The 23,319-nt window shown below is 70.5% G+C and carries 21 protein-coding genes and 1 pseudogene; 16 read left to right on the top strand and 6 right to left on the bottom strand.

Annotation, left to right across the window (positions count from 1 at the left end):
- Positions 1 to 17 precede the first annotated feature (17 nt).
- From ACIBLC_RS18770 to nudC, 3 genes are all read left to right on the top strand, one after another.
- Positions 18 to 3,533 (top strand): UvrD-helicase domain-containing protein, encoded by a 3,516-nt coding sequence (locus ACIBLC_RS18770; protein WP_399212084.1) that lies wholly within the window; start codon positions 18 to 20, stop codon positions 3,531 to 3,533.
- A 10-nt stretch (positions 3,534 to 3,543) separates the two neighbouring features.
- Complete coding sequence (locus tag ACIBLC_RS18765; protein ID WP_399212082.1) at positions 3,544 to 4,956, top strand: dipeptidase; 1,413 nt, start codon at positions 3,544 to 3,546, stop codon at positions 4,954 to 4,956.
- Positions 4,957 to 5,066: 110 nt separating this feature from the next.
- Entirely contained in the window at positions 5,067 to 6,014 is a 948-nt protein-coding gene (gene nudC, locus ACIBLC_RS18760; protein WP_399212081.1) for an NAD(+) diphosphatase, read from the top strand.
- A 6-nt stretch (positions 6,015 to 6,020) separates the two neighbouring features.
- Here nudC and ACIBLC_RS18755 read toward each other — a convergent pair whose 3' ends face one another.
- Positions 6,021 to 6,263: a mycoredoxin gene (locus ACIBLC_RS18755; RefSeq protein ID WP_383683293.1), complete on the bottom strand. Its 243-nt coding sequence runs from the start codon at positions 6,261 to 6,263 to the stop codon at positions 6,021 to 6,023.
- 208 nt (positions 6,264 to 6,471) lie between these two features.
- Here ACIBLC_RS18755 and ACIBLC_RS18750 point away from each other — a divergent pair, with 208 nt between their 5' ends.
- The 5 genes from ACIBLC_RS18750 (at position 6,472) to ACIBLC_RS18730 (ending at position 10,386) form a co-directional block, all read left to right on the top strand.
- Positions 6,472 to 8,667, top strand: coding sequence for an ATP-dependent DNA helicase UvrD2 (locus ACIBLC_RS18750; protein ID WP_399212080.1), 2,196 nt, complete (start codon positions 6,472 to 6,474; stop codon positions 8,665 to 8,667).
- A gap of 163 nt (positions 8,668 to 8,830) precedes the next feature.
- Positions 8,831 to 9,154, top strand: coding sequence for a hypothetical protein (locus tag ACIBLC_RS18745; RefSeq protein WP_399212079.1), 324 nt, complete (start codon positions 8,831 to 8,833; stop codon positions 9,152 to 9,154).
- A gap of 174 nt (positions 9,155 to 9,328) precedes the next feature.
- Positions 9,329 to 9,697, top strand: a complete 369-nt coding sequence (locus tag ACIBLC_RS18740; RefSeq protein WP_399212077.1) for a WhiB family transcriptional regulator — start codon at positions 9,329 to 9,331, stop codon at positions 9,695 to 9,697.
- On the top strand, positions 9,694 to 10,017 hold the full coding sequence (locus ACIBLC_RS18735) for a hypothetical protein (protein WP_399212075.1): 324 nt from the start codon (positions 9,694 to 9,696) through the stop codon (positions 10,015 to 10,017). The genes ACIBLC_RS18740 and ACIBLC_RS18735 overlap by 4 nt, the downstream gene beginning before the upstream one ends.
- Positions 10,018 to 10,161: 144 nt before the next feature.
- Positions 10,162 to 10,386, top strand: coding sequence for a hypothetical protein (locus tag ACIBLC_RS18730; RefSeq protein ID WP_399212074.1), 225 nt, complete (start codon positions 10,162 to 10,164; stop codon positions 10,384 to 10,386).
- 12 nt (positions 10,387 to 10,398) lie between these two features.
- Here the strand turns inward: ACIBLC_RS18730 and ACIBLC_RS18725 are convergent, their stop codons facing one another.
- Entirely contained in the window at positions 10,399 to 11,763 is a 1,365-nt protein-coding gene (locus ACIBLC_RS18725; protein ID WP_399212072.1) for an ABC1 kinase family protein, read from the bottom strand.
- Positions 11,756 to 12,938, bottom strand: a pseudogene (locus tag ACIBLC_RS18720) (TOMM precursor leader peptide-binding protein). The gene ACIBLC_RS18725 and the pseudogene ACIBLC_RS18720 overlap by 8 nt, the downstream one beginning before the upstream one ends.
- Positions 12,939 to 13,156: 218 nt before the next feature.
- Here ACIBLC_RS18720 and ACIBLC_RS18715 point away from each other — a divergent pair.
- The 4 genes from ACIBLC_RS18715 to ACIBLC_RS18700 all read left to right on the top strand — a co-directional run bounded on the left by ACIBLC_RS18715 (position 13,157) and on the right by ACIBLC_RS18700 (position 17,030).
- Positions 13,157 to 13,753: a M48 family metallopeptidase gene (locus ACIBLC_RS18715; protein ID WP_399212071.1), complete on the top strand. Its 597-nt coding sequence runs from the start codon at positions 13,157 to 13,159 to the stop codon at positions 13,751 to 13,753.
- 124 nt (positions 13,754 to 13,877) lie between these two features.
- Positions 13,878 to 15,566 carry a TerD family protein gene (locus ACIBLC_RS18710; protein ID WP_399212070.1) on the top strand — a complete coding sequence of 563 codons (1,689 nt, stop codon included), beginning with the start codon at positions 13,878 to 13,880 and terminating at the stop codon, positions 15,564 to 15,566.
- A gap of 11 nt (positions 15,567 to 15,577) precedes the next feature.
- Complete coding sequence (locus ACIBLC_RS18705; RefSeq protein ID WP_266832316.1) at positions 15,578 to 16,258, top strand: AIM24 family protein; 681 nt, start codon at positions 15,578 to 15,580, stop codon at positions 16,256 to 16,258.
- A 16-nt stretch (positions 16,259 to 16,274) separates the two neighbouring features.
- Positions 16,275 to 17,030 (top strand): AIM24 family protein, encoded by a 756-nt coding sequence (locus ACIBLC_RS18700; protein ID WP_399212068.1) that lies wholly within the window; start codon positions 16,275 to 16,277, stop codon positions 17,028 to 17,030.
- Between the two features lie 79 nt (positions 17,031 to 17,109).
- Here ACIBLC_RS18700 and ACIBLC_RS18695 read toward each other — a convergent pair whose 3' ends face one another.
- Positions 17,110 to 17,631, bottom strand: a complete 522-nt coding sequence (locus ACIBLC_RS18695) for an NUDIX hydrolase (RefSeq protein ID WP_399212067.1) — start codon at positions 17,629 to 17,631, stop codon at positions 17,110 to 17,112.
- On the bottom strand, positions 17,628 to 19,067 hold the full coding sequence (locus ACIBLC_RS18690) for a zinc-dependent metalloprotease (protein WP_399212065.1): 1,440 nt from the start codon (positions 19,065 to 19,067) through the stop codon (positions 17,628 to 17,630). The genes ACIBLC_RS18695 and ACIBLC_RS18690 overlap by 4 nt, the downstream gene beginning before the upstream one ends.
- Positions 19,068 to 19,259: 192 nt before the next feature.
- On the opposite strand from ACIBLC_RS18690, the gene ACIBLC_RS18685 reads away from it, so the two are divergent.
- The 4 genes from ACIBLC_RS18685 (at position 19,260) to ACIBLC_RS18670 (ending at position 22,653) form a co-directional block, all read left to right on the top strand.
- Entirely contained in the window at positions 19,260 to 20,375 is a 1,116-nt protein-coding gene (locus ACIBLC_RS18685) for an SDR family oxidoreductase (protein ID WP_399212064.1), read from the top strand.
- 279 nt (positions 20,376 to 20,654) lie between these two features.
- Positions 20,655 to 21,116 carry a molybdenum cofactor biosynthesis protein MoaE gene (locus ACIBLC_RS18680; protein ID WP_399212062.1) on the top strand — a complete coding sequence of 154 codons (462 nt, stop codon included), beginning with the start codon at positions 20,655 to 20,657 and terminating at the stop codon, positions 21,114 to 21,116.
- A gap of 115 nt (positions 21,117 to 21,231) precedes the next feature.
- Entirely contained in the window at positions 21,232 to 21,471 is a 240-nt protein-coding gene (locus ACIBLC_RS18675; RefSeq protein ID WP_399212061.1) for a hypothetical protein, read from the top strand.
- An 87-nt stretch (positions 21,472 to 21,558) separates the two neighbouring features.
- On the top strand, positions 21,559 to 22,653 hold the full coding sequence (locus ACIBLC_RS18670; RefSeq protein ID WP_399212060.1) for a PDZ domain-containing protein: 1,095 nt from the start codon (positions 21,559 to 21,561) through the stop codon (positions 22,651 to 22,653).
- Between the two features lie 33 nt (positions 22,654 to 22,686).
- On the opposite strand, the gene ACIBLC_RS18665 is transcribed toward ACIBLC_RS18670, so the two are convergent.
- Positions 22,687 to 23,229, bottom strand: a complete 543-nt coding sequence (locus ACIBLC_RS18665; RefSeq protein ID WP_399212058.1) for a PPA1309 family protein — start codon at positions 23,227 to 23,229, stop codon at positions 22,687 to 22,689.
- Positions 23,230 to 23,319: the final 90 nt, after the last annotated feature.

Genomic DNA, 23,319 nt, shown 5'->3' with positions numbered 1-23,319 from the left:
CCGCTAGCCTCTCTCACGTGCCAGCCCGTATCACCGACCCCGAGCAGCTCAAAGAGCTCCTGGGCATCCCGTTCACCCCGGAGCAGACGGCCTGCATCACCGCACCGCCCGCCCCGCAGGTGATCGTGGCCGGAGCCGGTTCGGGCAAGACCACGGTGATGGCGGCACGAGTCGTGTGGCTGGTCGGCACCGGACAGGTCGCCCCCGAGCAGGTCCTCGGCCTGACGTTCACGAACAAGGCGGCCGGCGAACTCGCCGAGCGGGTCCGGAAGGCGCTGATCAGGGCCGGCGTCACCGACCCCGACGTGATCGACCCGGACAACCCGCCGGGCGAGCCGGTCATCTCCACGTACCACGCCTTCGCGGGCCGTCTGCTGACCGACCACGGCCTGCGTATCGGCCTCGAACCGACGTCCCGCCTGCTGGCCGACGCCACCCGCTACCAGCTCGCCGCGCGCGTGCTGCGCGAGGCGCCGGGACCCTACCCGTCGCTCACCCGCTCCTTCCCCGACCTGGTCGGCGACCTCCTCACGCTCGACTCGGAGCTCGCCGAACACCTCGTACGCCCCGAGGACCTGCGCGCGTACGACGCCGAACTGCTGCGGTCCCTGGAGAGCGGCAAACTCACCAACGCGGAGCTGCGCAAGGTCCCCGACGCGGCCGCGGCCCGACGTGAACTCGCCGAGCTGGTGGGCCGCTACCGGGCGGCCAAGCGCGAACGCGACCTCCTCGACTTCGGCGACCAGATCGCCCTGTCCGCCACGCTGGCCCGCACCCGCCCCGAAGTCGGAACGATCCTGCGCGACGAGTTCCGAGTGGTCCTGCTGGACGAGTATCAGGACACCTCCGTGGCCCAGCGCGTCCTGCTCGCCGGTCTCTTCGGCGGGGGCACCGGCCACCCGGTGACCGCGGTCGGCGACCCCTGCCAGGCCATCTACGGCTGGCGGGGAGCCTCCGTCGCCAACCTCGACGACTTCCCCGAGCACTTCGCGCACCCCGACGGCCGCCTCGCGGCCCGCCAGGCACTCAGCGAGAACCGCCGCAGCGGTGGCCGCCTCCTGGACCTCGCCAACGGCCTCGCCGTGCCCCTGCGCGCCATGCACGCGGGCGTGGAGGCCCTCCGCCCCGCCCCCGGAGCCGAGCGCGACGGCCTGGTCCGCTGCGCGCTGCTGAGCACCCACGCCGAGGAGCTCGACTGGCTCGCCGACTCGATCGCCCATCTCGTACGCACCGGAAAGGCGCCCGGCGAGATCGCGGTCCTGTGCCGCACCGCGACCGACTTCGCCGAGATCCAGGGCGCGCTCGTCGCCCGCGACATCCCCGTCGAGGTGGTGGGCCTCTCCGGGCTGCTGCACCTCCCCGAGGTCGCCGACCTCGTCGCCGTCTGCGAGGTCCTCCAGGACCCCGGCGCCAACGCCTCCCTCGTACGCCTGCTCACCGGACCGCGCTGGCGCATCGGCCCGCGCGACCTGGCCCTCCTGGGCAGGCGCGCCCGCCTTCTCGTGACCCACGCGCGCGTGGGCGCCGACGACGACCCGGACCGCCGGCTCGCCGCGGCCGTCGAGGGGGTCGACCCGGCCGAGGTGATATCGCTCGCGGACGCGCTCGACACGTTCCTGGAGACGCCCATGGAGACCGGAGGTGACGACGACGGACTGCCCTTCTCACCGGACGCGCGGGTGCGGTTCGCCCGTCTCGCCGCCGAGCTGCGCGATTTGCGCCGTTCGCTCGCCGATCCGCTGATGGACGTCCTGCACCGGGTGCTCGCCGTCACCGGCCTGGAGGTCGAACTCTCCGCGTCCCCGCACGCGCTGGCCGCCCGGCGACGCGAAACACTGTCGAACTTCCTGGACGTCGCCGCGTCCTTCGCCGCGGGCGACGGAGAGGCGACCCTGTTGGCCTTCCTCGGCTTCCTGAGGACCGCCGCGCAGTACGAGAAAGGCCTCGACAACGCCCTCCCCGGCGGCGAGAACACCGTCAAGGTCCTCACCGCGCACAAGTCCAAGGGCCTGGAATGGGACGTCGTCGTGGTCCCCGGCCTCGTCACCGGCACCTTCCCCAGCACCCAGGGCCGCGAGAAATGGACGGCCCAGGGCAAGGTCCTTCCGCACGAGCTGCGCGGGGACGCCGACACCCTGCCCGACATCGACACCTGGGACGCCAGGAGCATGAAGGCCTTCCACGAGGCCATGAAGGACCACCAGCACACCGAGGAACTCCGCCTCGGCTACGTCACCTTCACCCGCCCCCGCTCGCTCCTGATCGGCTCCGGCCACTGGTGGGGTCCCTCCCAGAAGAAGCCACGCGGCCCTTCGGACTTCCTGCACGCCCTGTACGAGCACTGCGCGGCCGGACACGGAGAGATCGAGGCCTGGGCCGACGAGCCCGCCGAGGACGACGAGAACCCCGCCCTCCACGAGGCGTCCGCCGACCACGCCTGGCCGCTCCCGCTCGACGACGCGGCACTCCGGCGCCGCCGCGCGGCCGCGGAGACCGTACTCGCCCACCTGGAGCGGGTCGCGTCCCACGACGAGGCCCACCCAGGGGCCGTCCACGGCTCGGCCCTGGCCGTGTCCCCGTCCTCGTCCTCGACCTCGCTCTCGTCCTCGTACGAAGACCCCGAGTGGCCGCCTCCGCCCGAGGACGACGAACCCCCGGACCTCGCGGAGGACAACGGCTCCGACTGGGACGCCTGGACCGCGGACCGCCCGACGGTTCCGCACCAGGCACCGCCCCCCGAGGCCCGTCCCCACCCCGAGGACCCGGCGCGCCTCACCCCCGAGGAATCCCGCACGCTCGCCTCCTGGGACCGCGACCTGGACGCGCTCACCGGGGAGCTCCTGCGCGCCCGGGCCGGCGTCACGGACGTCCCCCTGCCCTCGTCGCTCACCGCGTCGCAGGTGCTGCGCCTGGCCGCCGACCCGGACGGCTTCGCGCAGGAACTGGCCCGCCCCATGCCGCGCCCGCCGCAACCCGCCGCACGCCGCGGAACCCGGTTCCACGCGTGGGTGGAATCCCGCTTCGAGGAGCTGCGGCTGCCCATGCTGGAGCCAGAGGACCTGCCGGGGAGTGAGGCCGAGATCGCCGACGAACGCGACCTGGAGGGTCTGAAGGACGCCTTCGAACGCAGTCCGTACGCACACCGCACTCCCTACCGCGTCGAGGTTCCCTTCCAGCTCGCCATCGCCGGACGCGTCGTACGCGGCCGTATCGACGCGGTCTACAGGGAGGCCGACGAAACTGTCCCCGGGCAGGACGGTGACGGCCACACGTACGAGATCGTGGACTGGAAGACCAGCCGCGGTCGCACCGCGGACCCCCTCCAGCTCGCCGTCTACCGCCTCGCCTGGGCGGAGCAGCGCGGTGTGCCCCTGGAGTCGGTCGGAGCGGCGTTCCTGTACGTCCGCAGCGGGGAGGTCGTCAGACCGGACGGCCTCCCGGACCGGGCCGCACTGGAGCGGCTGCTCATGGAGGGTCCACAGGAAGAGGCGTCCGGGGAACCGCCGGACGAACACGCCTCCGTGGGCGGCTAGGCTCGTGAGCATGAGCAAGCCCGTTGACAACGCCGTCAGCACCGTCCGTACGTACATCCAGAACCACCGCGCCGCCTTTCTCGACGATCTCGCGGAGTGGCTGCGCATCCCCTCGGTGTCGGCTCAGCCCGACCACGCCGCGGACGTACGGCGCAGCGCCGACTGGCTTGCCGCCAAACTCCGGGAGACCGGCTTTCCCACCGTCGAGGTCTGGGCCACCGACGGCGCCCCGGCCGTATTCGCCCACTGGCCCTCCGAGGACCCGGAAGCCCCGACCGTTTTGGTCTACGGCCACCACGACGTGCAGCCGGCCGCCCGGGAGGACGGCTGGGACACCGAGCCCTTCGAGCCGGTGATTCGCGGAAAACGCCTCCACGCGCGCGGGGCGGCCGATGACAAGGGCCAGGTGTTCTTCCACACACTCGGAGTCCGTGCCCACCTCGCCGCGACCGGGCGCACCGCTCCCGCCGTCCACCTCAAGCTCCTCATCGAGGGCGAGGAAGAATCCGGCTCCCCGCACTTCCGTGACCTCGTCGAGGCGCGTGCGGAGCGCCTCGCGGCCGACGCCGTGATCGTCTCCGACACCGGTATGTGGTCCGAGGACACCCCCACGGTGTGCACCGGCATGCGCGGCCTCGCGGAGTGCGAGATCGAGCTGTACGGGCCCGACCAGGACATCCACTCCGGATCCTTCGGCGGCGCCGTGCCCAACCCGGCCACCGCCGTCGCCCGCCTCGTCGCCGCCCTGCACGACGAGCACGCGCGCGTGGCCGTACCCGGCTTCTACGAAGGCATCACCGAACTCACCGACCAGGAGCGCGAACTCTTCGCCGAGCTGCCCTTCGACGAGTCCCAGTGGCTGCGCACGGCCAGGTCGACGGCCTCCTACGGGGAGGCCGGACACACCACTCTGGAGCGCGTCTGGGCCCGTCCGACCGCCGAGGTCAACGGCATCGGCGGCGGTTACCAGGGCCCCGGCAGCAAGACGATCATCCCGGCGTCGGCGATGGTGAAGCTCTCCTTCCGGCTGGTCGCGGGACAGGACCCCGACCACATCGAGAAGGCCGTACGGGAGTGGGTCGCCGAGCAGGTGCCCGCGGGTATCCGGCACGAGATCACGTTCGGAGCGGCCACCCGCCCCTGTCTGACGCCCCTGGAGCACCCCGCCCTGAAGTCCGTCGTACGTGCCATGAGCCGCGCCTTCGAACAGCCCGTCCGCTTCACGCGTGAGGGCGGCTCGGGGCCCGCGGCCGACCTTCAGGAAGTCCTTGGCGCTCCCGTGCTCTTCCTGGGCATCTCCGTCCCGTCCGACGGCTGGCACGCCCCCAACGAGAAGGTCGAACTCGATCTCCTTCTGAAGGGCGTCGAAACCGCCGCCTACCTGTGGGGCGATCTGGCCGAGAGCTGGCGCGAGGCACACTGAAGAAGGCATCCCCGAAGAAGGCGATCAACGCCCTGAACAGCCCCCTCCGCACCCGCCCTGCTGAATCGCCCGCCGAAACAACCGTTACACCGGGGGAGTTGGAAGCACCCGTGACCACCTGGACCGACCACACCGCCGACCGTCCCATCTCGCTCACCGCGCCGAGCGGCATCGACCGGGCCGCCCACCACCGGCTCGACGAGGCCTGGCTCGCCGCGGCGTGGAGCCACCCCACCACCCGCGCCTTCGTGGTCTCCGGCGGCCAGGTCCTGATAGACGAGACGGCGGAGGGCGCCACCGAACTGCTGATGACCCCCTCCTTCGAGGCACCGCTCACCGAGGCACACCGCTACTTCCTGGGCACGGACGACGACGGTGTGAGCTACTTCGCACTCCAGAAGGACACGCTCCCCGGCCGCATCGACCAGTCGGCCCGCCCGGCGGGCCTGCGCGAAGCGGGACTTCTGCTCTCTCCCCGCGACGCCGGCCTCATGGTGCACGCGGTCGCCCTGGAGAACTGGCAGCGGCTCCACCGCTTCTGCTCGCGCTGCGGCGAACGCACCGTCATCGCGGCAGCCGGCCACATCCGCCGCTGCCCGGCCTGCGGTGCCGAGCACTATCCGCGCACCGACCCGGCCGTGATCATGGCGGTCACGGACGACGAGGACCGCATCCTGCTCGGCCGCCAGGTGCACTGGCCGGAGGGGCGCTTCTCCACGCTCGCCGGCTTCGTCGAGCCCGGTGAGTCCATCGAGCAGTCGGTGCGCCGCGAGGTCTTCGAGGAGGCAGGCATCACGGTCGGCGAGGTCGAGTACGTCGCCAGCCAGCCCTGGCCTTTCCCCTCCAGCCTCATGCTGGGCTTCATGGCCCGTGCAGTCTCGTCCGAGATCAACGTCGACGGCGAGGAGATCGAAGAGGCCCGCTGGTTCTCCCGCGAAGACCTGCGGGCCGCCTTCGAGTCCGGGGAGGTGCTGCCTCCCTACGGAATCTCGATTGCGGCCCGCCTGATCGAGCTCTGGTACGGCAAGCCCCTGCCGACCCGGGGGGCGACCGCCTGACGCGGACTAGGCGCCGATCTTCTGCTTGACCTGGGCCAGGGACGGGTTCGTCAGCGTCGAACCGTCCGGGAAGAGAACGGTGGGAACCGTCTGGTTTCCGCCGTTCGCCTTCTCCACGAACGCCGCGGACTGCGGGTCCTGCTCGATGTTGATCTCGTCGTACGTGATGCCCTCGCGGTCCATCTGGCTCTTCAGCCGGCGGCAGTAGCCGCACCACGTGGTGCTGTACATCGTCACAGTGCCCGGCATGTCGAATGCGCTCCTTCACGGCGTCGGGGGTGCGTGGTCGCGTCTGTGGAACGTACGTGGCCTGGCAGCCATTCCCGTGTGAGTACGTCGCGAGCGCGACGCCTGCCGTGGCCCGCGGGAGGTGACGCCTGCCGCGTTAGTACGACTACGAGTGCTCCCCTGTGGACAACCGGCTCACCTGTCCCTGGCGACCTGGCAGCATGGCGGGGTGACAGCAGCAACGCACTCCACCCTCTTCCCGCAGGTTCCGGACACGGCCGACGCGGTGCTCGACGGGCTCGACCCCGAGCAGCGCGAGGTCGCCACCGCTCTGCACGGACCGGTGTGCGTGCTGGCGGGCGCCGGCACGGGCAAGACCCGGGCGATCACCCACCGCATCGCCTACGGAGTGCGCGCCGGGATCCTCCAGCCCTCCAGCGTGCTGGCCGTCACGTTCACCAACCGCGCCGCGGGCGAGATGCGCGGCCGCCTCCGGCAGCTCGGCGCCGGTGGCGTCCAGGCCCGCACCTTCCACTCGGCCGCGCTGCGCCAGCTCCAGTACTTCTGGCCGAAAGCGGTCGGCGGCAGCCTGCCCCGGCTCGTCGACCGCAAGATCCAGCTCGTCGCCGACGCGGCGGCCGCCTGCCGCATCCGCCTGGACCGGGGCGAACTGCGAGATGTCACCGCCGAGATCGAGTGGTCCAAGGTCACCCAGACGATCCCCGCCGACTACGCGGCCGTCGCCGCCAAGGTCGGCCGCGAGGCCCCCCGGAACCCTGCTGAGATCGCCCAGCTCTACGGGACCTACGAAGACCTCAAGCGTGACCGCGGGGTCATCGACTTCGAAGACGTCCTGTTGCTGACGGTCGCCGTGCTTCAGGACCGCCACGACATCGCGGAGCAGGTCCGAGCCCAGTACCAGCACTTCGTGGTCGACGAGTACCAGGACGTCAGCCCCCTCCAGCAGCGACTGCTGGACCTGTGGCTCGGTGAGCGCGACAACCTCTGCGTCGTCGGAGACGCCAGCCAGACGATCTACTCGTTCACTGGTGCAACTCCTGACCACCTTCTCGACTTCCGTAACCGCCACCCCGGAGCCACCGTCGTCAAGCTCGTGCGCGACTACCGCTCCTCGCCCCAGGTGGTCCACCTCGCCAACGGCCTGCTCGCACAGGCACACGGCCGGGCCGCCGAACACCGCTTGGAGCTGATCTCCCAGCGGGCCGCCGGCCCCGAACCCGTCTACGCCGAGTACACGGACGAACCCGCCGAGGCCGAGGGCGCCGCCCGCCGCATCCGCGACCTCATCGCCTCCGGCGTCCCCGCGGGCGAGATCGCGATCCTGTTCCGAACGAACTCCCAGTCCGAGCTGCACGAACAGGCGCTCGCGGACGTCGGGGTGCCCTACCAGCTGCGTGGCGCCGAGCGGTTCTTCGACCGCCCCGAAGTACGCAAGGCGGGCGCCGCCCTGCGCGCTGCGGCCCGGTTCGGAGGCAACGACTCCCTCCTCGACGACGTCATCGACCTGCCCTCACAGGTCCGTGCGGTGCTGTCGGGCGAAGGATGGACCAACCAGCCCCCCGCCGGCTCCGGCGCGGTCAGAGAGCGCTGGGAATCGCTGGCCGCCCTCGTCCACCTCGCCCACGACTTCGCCGCGGCCAAGGAGGGCGCCACCCTCGGTGACCTGGTCGCGGAACTCGACGAACGCGCGAGCGCCCAGCACGCGCCGACCGTCCAGGGCGTCACCCTCGCCTCCCTGCACTCCGCCAAGGGGCTGGAGTGGGACGTCGTCTTCCTGGTCGGCGTCGCCGAGGGCATGATGCCGATCACCTACGCAAAGACCGACGAGCAGATCGAGGAGGAACGCCGCCTCCTCTACGTCGGCGTCACCCGAGCCAGAGAGCACCTCTGTGTCTCCTGGGCCCTGTCCCGCTCACCCGGCGGACGGGCCAACCGCCGGCCCAGCCGCTTCCTCGACGGGCTGCGCCCCGGCTCGGTCACGACGGCGGGCCGCAGCGGTGGCGGTGGTCCGGGAGGCATCGAGCGCGGTATCGGAAGCAGTGGTGGCACGGTCGTTCGGAGATCGGTGCGCACCCCTGCCCGCTGCCGGGTCTGCGGCCGCACTCTGACCGACGCCGGTGAGATGAAACTGATGCGCTGTGAGGAATGCCCGTCCGACATGGACGAGGGCCTCTACGAGCGGCTGCGGGAGTGGCGAGAGGTGCAGGCGCAGCGCAGTGGGCAGCCCGCGTTCTGCGTCTTCACCGACAAGACACTGATGGCGATCGCCGAGACCGTGCCCGACGACTCGGGCGAGCTGGCAAGGATCCCTGGCGTCGGAGTCCGCAAGCTGAACCGCTTCGGCACCGATGTTCTGGCCATCTGTGCAGGCCAAGACGTTCCTGGGGGCGAAGAAGGTGACTGACCCAAACTCGTCGAAAAAATAGTTTGCGCATGCCCCGGCAATCCCCATAGGTTCTAAACACGGAACGGCGGCCTTCTCCGAGGCCAGGGTTCCGTGCTGTACTTAACAACCGTCGGACCGGCTCACCCCCGGTTCCCCTAGACGCCGAGAGGAGGCGATTCCAGTGATCAGCATCAACGCCAGCTTCGTCAACACCGCCAAAATGACCGATCCCTCGGTCGTCTCCACGTGCCTGCTCGGCGTCTCGTACCTGGGCACCGGTCTGTCCGGCGTTCCTGCCGTCCGGCCGGCGTCCTCCGTGTCTCTCTCGGGTCTTCCCATCCGTGAGCGCAATGAGCGACCGATTCAGGCACTGGAAGCAGCAGTAGTGGCAGAGGCGCGTGCCTACGCCGCTGCGGCGGCCAGTGCCGGATCCCTGAAGCAGAGCGAGCAGCACCACACGATGTGGGCCTTCCGTGGGCCTGAACCCTGGAGTGATCCAGCCTGATTCTCGATCAGGCCGGCGCCTTCAGGGCCGCGGAACCCCACCCGGGATCCGCGGCCCTTCTGTTTGTCCCCGACCGGGGACGGCGGAGCGAAGGGGCCTCGGGACAGGTAATGAACCCGGTACCAGCCGCCAACCGGCCAACCGGCCGGCACGACCAGACGAGGAAGACCAACCGTGCAACTCGAAGCGCACGCCCCGTCCGTACCGCCTTCCGAAACGATCTCCCCGCCCGGCCTCACGGAGGACTCCACCTTGATCCCGCTCACTGCGCTCACCGCGCTCGACGACGCCATCGAGAGCCTCGGCGTACCCGTCCCCTGCCGTTCCTACGACCCGGAGGTCTTCTTCGCCGAGTCGCCGGCCGATGTCGAGTACGCCAAGTCCCTCTGCCGCACCTGCCCGCTGGTCGAGGCCTGCCTCGCCGGTGCCAAGGAGCGGCGTGAGCCCTGGGGTGTCTGGGGTGGCGAGCTCTTCGTCCAGGGTGTTGTCGTGGCCCGCAAGCGGCCCCGTGGCCGCCCGCGCAAGAACCCGGTCGCGGCATGAACATCCGAGGAACGATCGACCGCCCCCTGACGAACGACCCCAAGAAACAGGCCCCGATGAAGGCGTCCACCAGCGAGCCCGCCGGCTCCGCGACCCCAGACTTCACCATCACCGACGCGAAGGACTCGCGTCAGAACAGGACCCGAGAGATGCAACTCATTCCAGAAGCCCTGGCTCGTGCGCATATGCACGAGCGACTGCACGAGGCAGAGCGGGAACGCCGGGCCATGCGCCTGGCGACCGCCCGCCGGATGCAGCGCCGTGCCGAGCGCGCTTCGATGCGTGCCCGGCGTGCGCTGGCCATGGCGGTCATGCAGTAGCCGACATCAGTCGTCGGCGGTAGAAGAAGCAGTAATTCCTCGCGGGGGCCGGTCCGGACGGACCGGCCCCCGCGCCACGTCCGGACCGGCCCGCGCGGTGCGTTGTGTCCGGCGAACCGGCGATCGCGGCGATATCGTCGCCGTGTGACGAGTCTTCCCGGGGGCAGTGACAGCAGCGGTTCAGCTCAGCGACCCGACGGCGCCGAAGCCCGGCAGATCGTGTGCGCCCGCTGTGGCACCCCGGCCCACGGCCCCCGGCCGACCTGGACCTGTTCCGTGGAGAACGGCGCCCGCCACTACTTCTGTGACAGCTGCGCCCGAACCCATCTGAGGGCGATCGAGGGACGGCTGGACTCCGCGTGGTGGTGAACCACCCGCTCGTCAGGCTTCGGAGGCCTGCTCCCCCTCTTCCGTCGACTCCTCCTCCGGCAGGAATCCCGGCAGCCATTCCTCCAGCTCGTCGCGCAGGCGGACCGTCGCACCCAGCTGACACAGGACACCGATGGTGCTCAGGGTCACGCGGTGGATCAGGAGATACGCCGGGGGCAGGTTGAGCCGCTTGCCCAACTGGTAGGCGGGAGAGCGGGGGTCGCCGACCCGGGCGGCCTGGCTGCGCATCCAGCCCCGGGAGAAGGTGAACTCGTCGGCCTGGGCCGGTTCGATGATCGGCAGGAGGTAGTCCAGGACCGCTTCGGGTTCGAGCTCTATCGACTCCTTGACGAAGCCCTCCTCACAGAGCATCTCGTAGACCGCCTCGGCTTCGCCGTCGAGCGTCATGCGGAGCGACGCACCGATCGTCGAGGGCAGGCCGCCGGGGAGCCGGTCCACGGTGCCGAAGTCCAGGACGCCCAGCCGCCAGCCACCCTTCTCATCGGGCAGGAGACGGAAGTTGCCCGGGTGCGGGTCGGCGTGCAGCAGTCTGGTGCGGGCCGGGCCCGAGAAGAGGAAGCGGGCCAGCAGCTGGCCGGCACGGTCCCGCTGTTCCTGGGTGCCGTCGGCGATCACCTCCGACATGGGGATGCCGTCGATCCATTCGGTCACCAGAACCTGGTCGCACTGATGGACCACCGCCGGTACGAGGACATCCGGGTCGCCCGCGAACTCGTCGGCATGCGCCTGCTGGGCCTGCGCCTCCAGCCCGTAGTCGAGTTCCTCGGAGACCCGGTCGCGCAGTTCCGCGATGAGCGGCTTGATGTCCATCCCCGGGATCAGGGGGCCCAGCAGCCGGGCGAACCGGCTGAGCTGGGTCAGGTCGGCCAGCAGTGCCTCGCCCGCTCCGGGGTACTGCACCTTCACCGCGACCTCTCGGCCGTCATGCCACACCGCGTGGTGGACCTGGCCGATGGAGGCCGCCGCGGACGGCTTGTCCTCGAATTCGAGGAACAGCTCGGGCCACTCCTTGCCGAGCCGTTCCTCCAGCACCCCGTGCACGGTGCGCGTCGGCATCGGGGGCGCCGCCTCCTGGAGCTTCGTCAGCGCCGCGCGATACGGCCCCGCGACCTCTTCGGGCAGCGCCGATTCGAAGACGGACAGTGCCTGCCCGAACTTCATCGCACCGCCCTTGAGCTCCCCGAGCACCTTGAACAACTGCTCGGCGGTGCGCTGCTGCAGTTCGCGGCCGACGATCTCCGCGGACTTCCCACCGATCCGTTTGCCGAGCCCCCAGGTGGCCCGCCCGGCGAAGCCGATTGGCAGTGCGGCGAGTTTGGCCGTACGGGTGACTGCCTTCCGCGGAAGATCAGACATGCGCCCTCCAATTAGCCGGACAGCCGAGCCGCGTACGGCTGTTGCCCTGCCATTGTCTCGTGCGGCTCCCCGTCTTCCGAGGCGCGCTCCCCCTTCTTACCTTTCTCCGCGGCGGCGCACGCGCATGCGGGATGCGGCCAGACCGGTTTCGCGTGCCAGTCGAATCCCGGTACGGACGTCTCCCAGCGTGCCCCCGAAGTGGAGGGCAGCTCTCCGTCGAGGAAGGCCAGCGCGTGACTCGCGGCCATTCCGGCGACACCGGCCGCCAGCGCCAGATCGCAGGCCGGGACCTGGCGCGGCTGCCCGGAGCGCCACTGCGCCACCAGGCGTGGCCAGGTCGGATCCCGGTCGGCGCGACGCTGGTCCAGACAGCCCGCGCAGCCCGTGTCACCCGGCAGGACCAGCGGGCCGACGACTCCCGTGGCCTCCACGACGCCCGCGTACAGATGTGGTGTTCCCGAGGTGATCAACGATTCGGCGGCCACCGGGTCGGGCGCGTGGACGGCGAGACCGTCCCGCGGGGCGAGGATCACCAGTGACAGCCCCAGCTCCGCCCCGCGCGGGGATGTCCGCGGTGGACGCTGCGGTGCCGCTCGGCGCACCGCCCGACGCGCGGCCTCCTCCCGGCGTTCGCCGATGGACTCGGCGGGCAGTCCGCCTGGCGCGACGTCCCACGGTTCGACGCATCCGCTGTCGCGGACGTCGACCTCGCCGACGCCCGCGCCGGCGAGCAGCGAGGCCAGGATCACTCCCACACGCCCGGCACCCCTCACCTGCACGCGCAGTGAGCGGCGGGCTGCCAGGCGTTTCATACCCTCGCCCGGTTCGGGAGCGACGAGGGAGAGGGACGCGAGGTCGGGGCGCAGCCGGTCGAGGACCGCTTTCTTCTTGCGCAGGGCGTCCGCGGCCGGGCCGCCTCCCGTGGCGTCGTCCAGCAGGCCGGACCGGGCGAGCCGGTCCAGAAGAGCGTCCACATGGCCGTCGGGCAGCCCCATCGCGCGTCCCTCTTCGCGAAGGAGCGGCAGCCCGCGTGTCCCGTTGAGGAGATCGAGGAAACTGCCCGTCGCCGTGTCCACCGGGCCGAGGATTATCGCGTGCGCGGGTGCCATGCCGAACTGGACGGTGTTGAGATCTCGCCAGCCACGCCGCAGCGCCGGCTTCACGATCGGATGCATGACCTACCCCCGTACTCCGTGGAACGTCCCCGTGTGTCGGCGGGTGTGGGTCCCGCTTCGCCGACCGAAAGCCAGGATGCCCCTCGCGGCCCGAGGGCGCCGAAAGTTATCCACAGGCGGTGGTATTCGTCGCACGAATCAAGCACACGGGGTGCGGATCGGCATCGAACCGGCCCAGGGACGGGACTTCCCCCATGTGCAGCGGGTAACGTCGGGGCGTGCCCGCCGACCCACTGCACCGCGCCGGAAAACCACAGCGCAGTACGACGAGCCCGCCGCCGAGCGGCTCGGGGGCGAGCGCGATCGAGGTCCGCAGGAGCGCGCGAAGGCGCAGAACGGTTTCCGCGTACCGCGAGGGCGATCGCACCGTCGTGCTCATTCCCGCCCGGATGTCCGAGGCGGAGGAACAGCGCTGGGTGACCGTCATGCTCGACAAGCTGGCCGCGCAGGAGAAGAGAAGGGCGCCCGGCGACGCCGAGCTGACCGAGCGTGCCGCGCGTCTGTCGGACCAGTACTTCGACGGCCGGGCCCGGCCGTCGACGGTTCGCTGGGTCACCAACCAGAACACGCGCTGGGGCTCGTGCACACCGGCCGAGGGCAGTATCCGCCTGTCGCACCGGTTGCAGGGCATGCCCGAGTACGTCGTCGACTACGTCCTCGTCCATGAGCTCGCCCACCTCCTCGTGCCGGGTCACGGGCCCCGCTTCTGGCGGCTCCTGGAGGCGTATCCGCGTACCGAGCGTGCCCGCGGCTACCTCGAAGGGGTGGTGGCCGCCGACCGGCTGCCCCACTCGCCCTCCACCCGCGACGAGTAGGGCCGGTCCGCCCACGCCGAGGGGTCGGTTGTGTACCGGGTCTGTACCGGCCTCTTTCACTGTCGGCGTTTGCCGTTAGCCTGACGCGACGCACTCGCATCGGGATGGGGGACGGTCGTTTCGCATGGCCAGGGAATTTCAACGCGGCCACAAGGCCAAGATCAGTGACCTCACCGCGGGCACCGATCTGTACGTAGGTGTGCAGATCGCCGGCCCCGGGCTGACCTTCGACATCAGTTGCTTCGGTCTGGATGCCGACGAACGGCTCTCGGACGACCAGTACTTCATCTTCTTCAACCAGCCGAAGTCCCCTGAGGAGTCCATCCAGCTTCTCGGCAACCAGGCGGGTGACACGGAGTCCTTCCGCGTCACGCTGGACCGGATCCCGCCGAAGATCCAGAAACTCTCCTTCACGGCGACCCTCGACGGCACCGGGCAGATGTCCCAGATCGCCCCCGGATACCTCCGTATCGTCGCGGGCGGCGAGGAAGTGGCCCGGTACTCGTTCAACGGCACGGAGTTCTCCACGGAGCGTGCCGTGATGCTGGGCGACTTCTACCTCAAGGACGTCTGGCGGTTCGCCGCCGTGGGACAGGGCTTCGACGGCGGGCTGGACGCGCTGCTGAAGAACTTCGGCGGCGAGGTCGCCGAGGAGGAGCAGTCGGCCGAGCAGCCGCAGGCCGCCGCCGCGCCGTCCTTCGCGCCGCCGGCCCAGGCCGGCGCGTCCCCCTCGTTCGGCGTGCCGAGTGCACCCGCGTCAGCGCCGCAGCCCGCCGCACAGGGTTTCGCGCCGCCACCGGGAGCCACACCGCCGTCCGCCCCGGCACCCGCACCGTCGGTGCACGCCGCGCCGACGATCATCGCCCCCCTGCACACTCCGCCGGGCGGAAACGTACCGCCGCCGGGCCCCGCGCCGTACGTCCAGCCGCCGGGGCAGCCCGGTCCGCCGCCGGGCTACGGTCAGCAGCCCTCCGGCCAGACCGCTCCGCTGCCACCCGGCTACGGGCAGCAGGCCCCGCCCGCGCCTCCGGGTTACGGCGGGCAGACTCCGCCCGCACCCCCCGGCTACGGCCAGGTCCCCGGGCAGATTCCCGGGCAGCCGGGTGCCCCTTCCCAGTACGGCGTTCCCCAGGGAGCTCCGCAGGGCGGTGCCGGTGTGACCGCCGCGCTGCAGGCCTTCAAGGAGAAGCCCACCGGCCAGCGCTGGACCCAGCAGAACAAGAAGCTGGTCCGCGTCGACCTCGGGGCGGGCGGTGACCAGCCCGTGCTGGCGCGTCAGGGCAGCATGGTGCTCTACCAGGGCAAGGTCGACTTCAGCTACAAGGGCGCGGGCTTCGCCGGCCGGATCGTGGGCAACGCGACCGGCCAGGAGATGCAGCTGATGCGCTGTTCGGGCCGTGGCCAGGTGTTCCTCGCCGACAACGGCTCCCACGTCCACCCCATCGAACTCCAGGGCGACGGAATCTGTGTGTCCGCCGAAAGCGTCCTCGCCTTCGACGAAACGCTCCAGTACGAGGTCCGCAGGATCGAGGGGCACGGCATCCCCGGGGGCGCGCTCTTCACGATGCAGTTCCAGGGGACCGGCACGATCGTCGTGAAGACCCACGGCGCGCCTGTCGTGCTGCCCGTCACGCCGACGACGTTCGCCGACTGCAACGCGGTCGTCGCCTGGTCCGCGGCCTCCCAGGTGATCGTCTCCAGCCAGGTACGAATGCGCCGGAACGCCTACCCCGGCGACAGCGGAGAGAGCGTGAACCTCCAGTTCCGCGGCGCGCCCGGCAATTTCATCGTCGTCCAGCCGTACGAGGTCTGAGGGAGCCCGTCATGAACCAGCCACTCTCGGGCTTCGCCCCGGCACCCGTCACCGCCCGCATGGAGAACCACGGCAACCACATGCTGAAGGTCGCCATGCAGACCGGAAACGACCTCCTCGCGCGCGTGGGGTCGATGGTCGCCTACGAAGGGTTCGTCCAGTACGAGCCCAACCCGCCCGCCGTCCGCCAGATCGCCCGCGACTGGGCCACCGGTGAGGGCGCGCCTCTGATGAAGGCCTCGGGCGACGGCCTGCTCTACCTCGCCGACTACGGGGCGAACGTCGTCGTCATCAACCTCAACGGCGACGCGATCTCCGTCAACGCCACGAACCTGCTCGCCTTCGACGCCCACCTGACGTGGGGCGTCGAGCGCGTCAAAGGGCTCGCCAAGTTCGCCGGACAGGGCCTGTGGAACACCAAGATCTCCGGGCAGGGCTGGGTCGCGCTGACCTCCCGGGGCAAGCCGATCGTCGTCGACTGCGGCGGCGGTGAGGACGAGACCTACGTCGATCCGGACGCGCTCGTCGCCTGGTCCCCGAACCTCAAGGTGAAGGGGAAGCGCAGCTTCAAGGCGCAGTCGCTGATCGGCCGCGGCAGCGGCGAGGCGTTCCAGATGGCGTTCTCCGGGCAGGGCATCGTCGTCGTCCAGCCCAGCGAGGACAGCACCGACCGTCTCCGAGTCCGGGGCTGAGGGGGAGCAGGACATCATGCAGAGCCCGCTTTTCGGCTACAACGAACAGCAGACCCAGGAGCGCTACAGCCTGCAGAACTCGCAGATGCTGCGCGTCGTCCTGGCGGGACACGACGACATCCTCGCGCGCAAGGGCACCATGGTCGCGTACCAGGGGCTCGTCGAGTTCGACGCCGAGTACCAGAACAACGGTCAGCAGCGGTCGCGCGCGTACACCGGCGAGGGTCTCGACCTGATGCGCTGCCACGGGCAGGGGACGGTCTACCTGGCGAACCTCGCCCAGCACGTGCACGTGGTCGACGTGGACCAGGACGGTCTCACCGTGGACAGCAGCTACGTGCTGGCGATGGACTCCTCGCTGCACCACGAGGTCATCGCCGTGGACAGCCAGTACGGTATCTCCGGCTCCGGCAAGTACCAGCTCAACATCACGGGGCACGGCAAGGTCGCGCTGATGACCTCCGGGATGCCGTTGCTGATGCAGGTCACACCGGACAAGTACGTCAACTGCGACGCCGACGCGATCGTGGCGTGGTCCACGAGCCTGCGTGTGCAGATGCAGGCCCAGACCCACTCCTCGGGAGTGTGGCGGCGCCGTGGCAGCACGGGTGAGGGCTGGGAGCTCAGCTTCCTGGGGCAGGGTTACGCACTCGTCCAGCCCAGCGAGCTGCTGCCGCCGCAGAACGCCGTGATCGGCCAGGGGGTGCGCGCCCAGTACGGCATGGGCCAGCAGGGTGCGCACGCTCAGAACCAGGGCAACGCCTGGAGCTGAGCCTTCCGGCAGCACCCGTGACAGCAGGCGCGTGTAAGGGGCGATCGCAACGGCGGTCGCCCCTTACCGTTTTCCCGGTTCACAGCCGTGCGCGGGTGGCTTCCAGTAGTCGTACGACCGACTCGTCGGCCACGTCCGCGATCTCGTCGTAGGCGAACCAGCGCAGGTCGAGGGACTCGTCGCTGATCTCCTGCACGGCTCCCGGCGCGGCCACCACCGCGTACTGGACGTCGAAGTGCCAGCGGCACGGTGACGGGATCGGGTGGCTGTCGAGCCGCACCGGACCGCCTGGGAGCAGTTCGAGAGCCGTGATGCCCGACTCCTCCGTGGCCTCGCGAAGGGCCGCGGCCGCCAGCGTGGCGTCCTCCGGTTCGCAGTGACCGCCCGTCTGGAGCCACATGCGCAGCTTCTTGTGGAGGGTCAGCAGTACGCGACCGTGCTCGGGGTCGATCACCAGGCCACTCGCCGTGATGTGGCCGGCCGTGCAGGACTTCCACATGGCGTCCGGATGTGCGTCCAGATGGTCCAGGTACGCCTGGCGCAGTTCTTCCTGGCCCTCGTGGCTCTTGAGCACGAGGACCGCGTCGTCGTACAGGCTCACTCGGTGTCGTCGCCCTTGTCGTCGTCCTTCTTCAGGTTCGGCTTCTCGCCGGAGCCGGAGCCCGAACCGTCCGCCGCCTCGCCGAGCATCTTGTCGAGCTCGGAGAAGTCCAGCTGCTCCCGGTGCACGAAGCCGTCCGGGTCGTCCAGGTCGGAGGCGGTGGGGAGCATGTCCGGGTGCGCCCACAGGGCGTCGCGGCCGTCGACACCGCGCGCGTCGGTGAGCGAGGCCCACAGGCGCGAGGCGTCCCGAAGGCGCCGCGGACGCAGCTCCAGACCGATCAGCGTGGCGAAGGTCTGCTCGGCGGGACCGCCCGAGGCACGACGGCGGCGCAGCGTCTCGCGCAGCGCGTCGGCGGAGGTCAGACGCGGCTTGGCGGCGGTGTGCACGACCGCGTCCACCCAGCCCTCGACGAGCGCCAGAGCCGTCTCGAGCCGGGCCAGCGCCGCCTTCTGCTCCGGGGTGTCCTCCGGCTGGAACATGCCCTGCTGGAGCGCGTTCTGCAGCTCCTCGGGGTTCTGCGGGTCGAACTGGCCGACCACGTCCTCCAGCTTGGCCGTGTCGACCTTGATCCCGCGCGCGTAGCCCTCGACCGCACCGAACAGGTGCGAGCGGAGCCACGGCACGTGGGCGAAGAGGCGCTGGTGGGCGGCCTCGCGCAGGGCGAGATAGAGCCGCACCTCCTCCTGGGGGATGCCCAGGTCCTTGCCGAACGACTCGATGTTCAGCGGCAGCAGCGCGGCCTTGCCGGCCGGGCCGAGCGGCAGTCCCACGTCGCTCGAACCGAACACCTCGCCCGCGAGCACGCCCACGGCCTGCCCGATCTGCGTACCGAACATGGCGCCGCCCATGGAGCGCATCATGCCGATGAGCGGGCCCGCCATGGCCTGCATCTCCTCAGGCAGGACATCGCCCATGGCCGCGCCGACACGCTCGGCGACCGGGTCGACGAGCTCCTTCCACGCGGGCTGGGTCGCCTCGACCCACTCCGCGCGGCTCCAGGCCACGGCGGTGTTCGCACCGGACGGGAGGGACGTCGCGTCGTCCAGCCACAGGTCGGCCAGGCGCACGGCCTCCTGGACCGCGGTGCGCTCGGCGGGGCCGACGCTCGCGTCCTTGACGCCGTCAGAGGTGCCCTGGGAGACCGTCTGGCGGGCGATCTGCTTGGCCATGTCCCAGTTCACCGGACCACCCTCGTACGAGAGCATCTGGCCCAGCTGCTGGAACGCGGCGCCCAGGTCATTGGGGTTCATGGAACCGAACATGGCTGCGAACGGATTGTCGGCGCCGGGGCCGCCGGCTCCGGGGAAACCCCCGTAACCGAACGGATTGGCCGGTCCCTGGCCACCGCCGCTCTCCTGGTCCTTCTTCTTGCCCTCGTCGCCGTTCTCCGGCTCCTCCGGCGGAAGGCCGAATCCGAATGGGGTGTCACTCACGGGATTCCTCGGCTGCTAAGGCCGCCGGTTCTCTCCGACGGCGGCTTGCCCGACAACACCACCCAGCGTAGACACCCAAGCCCGATCGGGCCTCGGTGCTTCGCCGACTCGCGGCCTGCGGCAGGATGGATGCCACCTGGTACGCACGCGTCACGCGCGTCCGTTACTGAAGACAACCGCTGGAGACGCCCGGTGAGTTCCCCAGATCCGCAGGTTCGCGCAGCGCGAAACCACTCAACCAGCCCGCCCGCGCGCGGGCCCGTCGTCGCGGTCACCGGCGCCGCGTCAGGTGTGGGTGCGCTGCTCACCGAGCGGCTGGCCGCAAGCGAGGAGATCAAGCAGGTCATCGCCATCGACGAGCGGCGCGGCGAGTGTGCGGCCGCCCAGTGGCACATCCTGGACGTCCGCGACCCGGTGATCGCCGAGAAGCTGCGCGGTGCGGACGTCGTCGTGCACCTCGCGCTCGACTTCGATCTGGAGTCGGACGCGGCGGCACGGACGGCCTACAACGTCCGGGGTACGCAGACCGTGCTCACGGCGGCCGCCGCGGCCGGGGTGCACCGGGTGGTGCTGTGCACCTCCGCGATGGTCTACGGGGCGCTGCCCGACAACGAACTGCCCCTCTCCGAGGACGCCGAACTGCGGGCGACGGCCGAGGCCACGGGCGTCGGCGACCTGCTGGAGGTCGAGCGGCTCGCCCGGCGGGCGCCTCGGGCGCACCCGGGGCTCAACGTCACCGTCGTACGGCCCGCCGTGCTGGTCGGCGGCGGCACCGATACGGCGCTGACCAGGTACTTCGAGTCACCGCGGCTGCTGGTCGTGGCGGGGTCGCGGCCCGCGTGGCAGTTCTGTCACGTCGAGGACCTGTGCAGTGCTCTGGAGTACGCCGTGGTGGAGAAGGTGGAGGGGGAGCTGGCCGTCGGATGCGACGGGTGGCTGGAGCAGGAGGAGGTCGAGGAGCTGAGCGGGATCCGGCGGATGGAGCTGCCTTCCGCGGTCGCTCTGGGCGCGGCGGCCCGGCTGCACCGGATCGGGCTCACCCCTTCGCCCGCCGGGGATCTGGCGTACACGATGTACCCCTGGGTGGTGAGCGGGAGCCGGCTGCATGACGCCGGGTGGCGGCCTCGGTGGAGCAACGAGGAGGTCCTCGCGGAGCTGCTGGAGGGGGTCGCCGGGCGGCACACCGTTGCCGGGCGGCGGCTCGGGCGCAAGGACGCGACCGCGGCGGGGGCCGCGGGGGCGACGGTCGCGCTGTTGGGTGCGGCCGCGGTGGTGCGGCGGGCGCGGAAGGCTCGGCGGCGGATCTGAGTGCCGGCGCCGCGGGCTCTTGAAACCTGCGCCCGGCGAACCTGCGCCCGGCGAACCTGCGCCCGGCGAACCTGCGCCCGGCGAACCTGCGCCCGGCGAACCTGCGCCCGGCGTCGGCACCGGTGTCCAAACGGGTTCGCCCCCTCCGCCCCTTCCCGTCCCGTGCCTGGTGAGTTCGCTCCCGGACTGCCGATCACCCGGAGGGCTCGTCCTCGAACGCCGGGCGGGCTGGAAGAGCCCGGAGGTCCGGGTGTCAGTGGGGTGCGGCACGATGGACGCATGGCACCTATCTATGACCATCCTGGTGAGCTGGGCGCGCGGGATCCCATTCGGCTGCTGGCGATTCGTGAGGAAGCGCTGTCTCTCGACGAGGTCTTCCGGGCCGTGGGGGACGACGCCGCCGGGGGGATCGCGCTGTTCGTGGGGACGGTGCGGAATCACGACGGCGGGGCCGACGTCGATGAGCTGGCGTATTCGTGTCACCCGAGTGCGGAGGCCGAGATGCGGCGGGTCGCCGAGAAGGTGGTCGCCGAGTACCCGGTGCGTGCGCTGGCCGCCGTCCACCGGATCGGGGACCTGGCCGTCGGGGATCTCGCTGTCGTCGTCGCCGTGTCGTGTCCGCACCGGGGTGAGGCTTTCGAGGCGTGCCGCAAGCTCATCGACGACCTCAAGCACGAGGTGCCGATCTGGAAGCACCAGAGGTTCTCGGACGGCACGGAGGAATGGGTCGGGGCCTGCTGAGGGCTCCCGCCCGCCCTCCGGTTGCGTAACCGACCCCCGGGCGTGAGCGTTGACACTGCTGAGGGTTAATCTGCTGATCAGTCAGTTGCGGTCGCTCATGAGGTTGGAGGTCGGCATGGCAGCGCTTGCCTGGTTGCTGATTCCGCTTTTGGCCGCGATCGGCGCCGGACTGTGGGGTAGTTGGGCCAGCCGGAACCGCAAGACCGCGGGAGACGGCATCGAGCTCGACGGTTACGCGCGCTTTCGCGCGGCCATGGAAAGGCCCGGGGCCATGGACCGGTACGAGGTCGTGAAGAGCCCTGTCGTGGCCAAGAGGGCCGTGGCACTGGAGAAGTCCCCCTCCGACGCCGTCTGACGCTCCAGGGGCCCTCAGGCCGAGGCCAGGACCCCGTACGGACGGCCCCGACGGTGCTTTGACAGCACCGTCCCGTACTGTCGTGCCATGCCACGCCGCACCGCGACGATGCTCGCCTCCACCCTGATCCTGATCGCGCTCCTGTGCGCGGGAGTGTTCATCAAAGTGCCGTACTCGGAGATGTCCCCGGGCCCGACCGTGAACACGCTGGGCGACCACGACGGCGAGCCGGTGCTGCAGATCAACGGGCGCAAGACCTACCCGGCGACCGGGAATCTCAACATGACGACCGTCCGGGTCACCAGCGCCGACTACAACATGAACCTCGTGGAAGCGGTCTACGGCTGGCTGGCGCACGACAACAAGGTGGTCCCGCACGACACGCTCTACCCCGACGGCAAGACGGAGGAGCAGTCGACGCAGGAGAACGCCGAGGAGTTCAGCCAGTCCCAGGAGAGCGCGAAGGTCGCGGCCCTCAAGGAGCTGGACATCCCGGTGCGGTCCTGGGTGATCGTCTCCACGGTCCTCAAGGACTCCCCGGCCGAGGGCGAGCTGCACGCCGGAGACGTGATCAAGGCCGTCGACGGTACGGAGGTGAAGGCGCCCGACGACGTCGCGGAGCTGGTCACCAAGCACAAGCCGGGCGAGAAGGTCGTCTTCACCATCGTGCCCGCCAAGGCCCAGGCCGCCGCCGAGAAGGAGAACAAGACGGCGACCGGGACCGAGGACATCACGGTCACCACCAGGAAGTCCGACGACGACGGTGAGCCGCGCGCCATCGTCGGCATCTCCGCGGGAACCGACCACACCTTCCCGTTCACCATCGACATCAAGCTCGCCGATGTCGGCGGACCGAGCGCGGGGCTGATGTTCGCCCTCGGCATCGTGGACAAGCTCACCCCGGGCAACCTCACCGGCGGCAAGTTCATCGCCGGCACCGGCACCATCGACGACGCCGGCAAGGTCGGCCCGATCGGCGGCATCGAGATGAAGACGGTCGGCGCGCGGCAGAAGGGCGCCCAGTACTTCCTGACGCCCGCGGACAACTGCGCGGACGCCGCCAAGGACACCCCCGAGGGGCTCACGCTCGTCAAGGTGAAGACCATCGACGACGCGATGAGCGCCCTCAAGGACATCAGCTCCGGCAAGACGGCCGACCTGCCGAAGTGCACCACCGGGTAAGGGCCGTCGGATCAGGCGTACCCCTTCGCGAAGCTACTCCGCGAACGTCGCCGACAGGGCCTCCGCCAGTCCCGGCACCAGGCCCGAACCCGTGAGCACCTCCGCCGGGGCGTCCTTCGCACGCAGGCGCAGGGCGGAGTCACGGGTGCCGTCACGCAGCACGCCGACCGTCATGCGCACCTCCTGACGGTCCGGGTGTTCGGCGACCCACTTCGTGAGCTTCTTCTCGCTGAGGCCCTCCGGGACGGAGGCCTCGGCGGAAGGCGGCAGCATCAGCCGTTCCACGGTGAGCGCGCAGCCGACCACGGCGTCCGGCCAGGCGATGGTGCCGAGGAACTCGTCCAGGGCCTTGCCGGCAGGGATCTCGTCCTGCTCGATGGGGGTGAGACCGGTGGTCTCCGGCTCGTCCTGAAGGCCGAGCTGGGCCGCGAGGCCGGGTTCCTGGGTCCGTAGCCGTGCGGTGTCTACGAGGGCGAAGAGGCGAGCGGGCTGGTCCCAGCCGAGGCCGGAAGCGTACTCGTCGATCTCGAGTACGGCCCGGGTGAGCGGGTTCGCTGCCATGGGAGTGTTGGACATGGTCACAATCCTGCCTCGTTAGTCCCCGGAAACGGGAACCGAGTAAAGCGTGAGTAAGTTGCATAGATGAGGCTCCACGATCACGGAGCC

The sequence above is a fragment of the Streptomyces sp. NPDC050535 genome, from assembly GCF_044457665.1.
In the GTDB taxonomy this organism is placed as follows: domain Bacteria; phylum Actinomycetota; class Actinomycetes; order Streptomycetales; family Streptomycetaceae; genus Streptomyces.
Note: the sequence above shows the minus strand (reverse complement) of the source record. Positions and strands in the feature narration are given on the sequence as shown.